The organism is Mycobacterium sp. TH-M116 (assembly GCF_057473685.1).
The window spans coordinates 1-2,911 of record NZ_JBYCLC010000362.1; the positions used below are offsets into that span (position 1 = coordinate 1).

Sequence of the window (2,911 nt, forward strand, 5' to 3'; positions counted from 1 at the left end):
GCGCCGCGTGGCCACGTTGGCGGGGGCGGGGTTTCGACACGACCGCTGCGGCGGCTTCACTCATACCACCAGACTCATACCACCAGACTCATGCCACAAGACTCATGCCACCAGACTCCTGTGACCAGACTCCTGTGACCAGACTCCTACGACCAGCTTCGGTACAGGTCTTTGAATAACAGATCCTTGAACAACAGGTCGTTGAATAAATCTCGCTGACGGTAGGCGGAGGGATTCCAGCGCGGCCTCGCCCTGATGCGGTGACGAACCCGTGGTTGTGAACACGAAGTAGGCGGGCTTGCAGCGTTTGTCCGCGCCGGCAACGGGTAACTCTTCACGAGTATGGCGTGGAGGGAGTTTCGCTTGAAGATTGCGATCGCCTTCGGCGACGACCAGGTAGGTGAAGACCCCTGGCAACTCTGTCACGCGCTCGCAGACCGCGGACATGAGGCGACGGTATATGTCCGGCGCCAGGTCCGACAAACCGTGGGCGGCGAGGGTAATCACCGCGTCGTGTCGGTCCCCGTCGGCCCCCGGGGCCCGGTCCCGGCGCCTGAGGTGCTGCCGTACGCCGGGGCGTGGGCGGCAGCGCTCGAACGCCAGTGGTACTCGGATCAGCCTGACGTCGTGCACGCCTATGGATGGCTGGGCGGGCTGGCCGCCCAGTTGGCGGCGCGTAGGCAGGGGCTGCCGACGGTGCAGAGCTTCCAGGGCGTGACCGCGGCCCGACGCGCCCTGTCCGACGGCTCGCCCCACGAGAACGCACGCGGACGGGTCGAGCCGCTGCTGGCGCGCAGCGCGACGTGGGTGACCGGGGAGAGCGGCGCAGACGTAGACGCGCTCGCCCGGTTGCGTCGCAGCCGGGCGCGGATGTCCGTCCTCGCCAGTGGCGTGGACGTGGAACGCTTCATCCCGGTCGGTCCGGCGGCGCCCCGCGGCGAGGTCAACCGCGTTCTGTGCTTGGCGCCGGACCCTTTGTTGTGCAATGGATTCGATAGGGTAATACGCGCTCTGCCGCGGCTGGCGGACACCGAACTGGTGCTCGCGGAGACCGCACCGGCCGACGCCGCCCACGACGAGGTGCGGGCCCAGCTCGGGGAGCTCGCCGCCGAGCTGGGGGTGGCAGGCCGCGTGCACATGGTGGGCACTGTTCCCGCCCGCGATCTGCCGAAGCTGATCCGGTCCGCCGACGTGGTCGCGTGCACGCCGCGGGAGCCACCTCGTCCGGCGACAGTGCTGCAGGCGATGGCGTGTGGTGTGGCCGTGGTGGCGCTGCCCGTCGGGGTCCTCACGGAGGCCGTCGTGGACAACGTGACGGGGCTGGTGCTGTCTTCGGACAGGCCCGGTGAGCTCCCCGCCGCGCTCCGGGCGCTGCTCGCACAGAGCTTCCGGTGCGAGAGCATGGGCTCGGCCGGGCGATGCCGGGCGCTGTCGCGTTTCACCTGGGACCGGGTGGCGCTGGACGCGCTCAACATCTATCGGCACATCGGATCGGAGCGGCTGGCGTCGCCTCTTTTGCAGTCGGCAGGGTTGCCGTGAAGCCATGGTTGGGATGACCACGGTGCAGGCGTTCGGCGAACCCGCGGTCCCGTGGGGTACGACGGGCGCCGCGCATGCGGGACCACATCCGGCGGCGGTCCCGTCCAGCGCGGTCGGAGTGGATGTCCGTCCCGTGCCCGAAACCCACACCGGTACTACGTCCGGCGGCGGATACGGTCCGGCAGCACTGCGTTACGCGCATTTCCGCACCAGCGAGCCCGAGGCGGCACGCCGATTCTTCGCCGTCGCCTACACGCCGGGGTGGCGGCTCAACGGGCTGGCCCGGGGCTCGGTCGTCACCCACCGTCGCTGGGAGACGGCCGGAGCCACCGTCGACGACGTGCTGATCCAGGGCCGAGCGAGCGCGCAGATCGCTCCCGCCGGTTCCGTCGTCGTGATCCAGCCCCGCGAAGGATCGCTGACCGTGCGGAGCGGGGGAGTACCGACCCTGGACTGCCCGGTCCTCGTCGCCGACGGCCGGTCCTGCGTACTGCAGGTGAACGGTGCGCGCTTCGACGCCGTGAGCTTCGAGGCGGATGTCGTGCACAAGGTGGCCGCCGACCTGAGTGTGCCGTTGCCGCAGCGGATCCGGTTCCTCGACAGCCGGCCACGTTCACGCGCTGCCATCCGCGCATGGCACCGGGCACTGGACTACGCGAAGGGCGCGCTGGCGTCCGCCGACACCGCCCGGCAGCCGCTGATCGTGGCGACATTGCAGCCGCTGCTGGCCGGCGCGCTGCTCGAGTGCTACCCGTCCAACGTGATCGACCACGAACCGGCCGGCAATCCCGCACTTCCCGAGGTGCTCAAGGACGCGGTGTCGTTCATCCATCGCCACGCCACCGGCGACTTCGGCGTCAACGATGTTGCGGCCGCGGTCCACCTGACCCCCAGGGCGGTGCAGTACCTGTTCCGCCGACAGCTGGACACCACCCCGACGGAGTACATGCGCCGCGTCCGGCTGCACCGGGCGCATCAGGACCTGGTCGCAGGGTCGCGGTCCTCGACGACCGTCACCGAGATCGCTCAGCGTTGGGGTTTCGCGCATGCCGGCCGATTCGCGCTTGTCTATCGGCAGACCTACGGGCAGAGCCCGCGCACCACGCTGCAGCAGTGATCGCAGGATCGAACCCCCCCTGCGCTCAAAGTTTCTGTTGCACAACGTCTCTTTCTCTCGCGCAACGTTTCTGTCGAACGCCGTTTCTGTCGAACGCCGTTTCCGACTTGGTACACCCTGGCCCCTTAGCACGCTCGGCCGGGCGCACCTCGGCCGGCCGGACTTCGGCCGGATCGAGCATTATTCTGCTGTCGACAACCGAGGTCTCCCTGCGCGTGCCGAATAGGACCGCCGATCAAGGGGATTCGCCTCGGT

General features: G+C 68.9%; 2 protein-coding genes. Both read left to right on the forward strand.

Annotated features, from left to right (window positions below):
• The first annotated feature begins 363 nt into the window (after positions 1-363).
• Positions 364-1,539 (forward strand): glycosyltransferase, encoded by a 1,176-nt coding sequence (locus tag AC2VOK_RS18780; RefSeq protein WP_428901818.1) that lies wholly within the window; start codon positions 364-366, stop codon positions 1,537-1,539.
• A gap of 4 nt (positions 1,540-1,543) precedes the next feature.
• On the forward strand, positions 1,544-2,656 hold the full coding sequence (locus AC2VOK_RS18785) for a helix-turn-helix transcriptional regulator (protein WP_428901819.1): 1,113 nt from the start codon (positions 1,544-1,546) through the stop codon (positions 2,654-2,656).
• The last annotated feature ends 255 nt before the right edge of the window (positions 2,657-2,911 follow it).

Coding starts and splice junctions, on each gene's coding strand:
- AC2VOK_RS18785 (WP_428901819.1), top strand. CDS start 1,544: ATGGTTGGGATGACCACGGTGCAGGCGTTCGGCGAACCCGCGGTCCCG.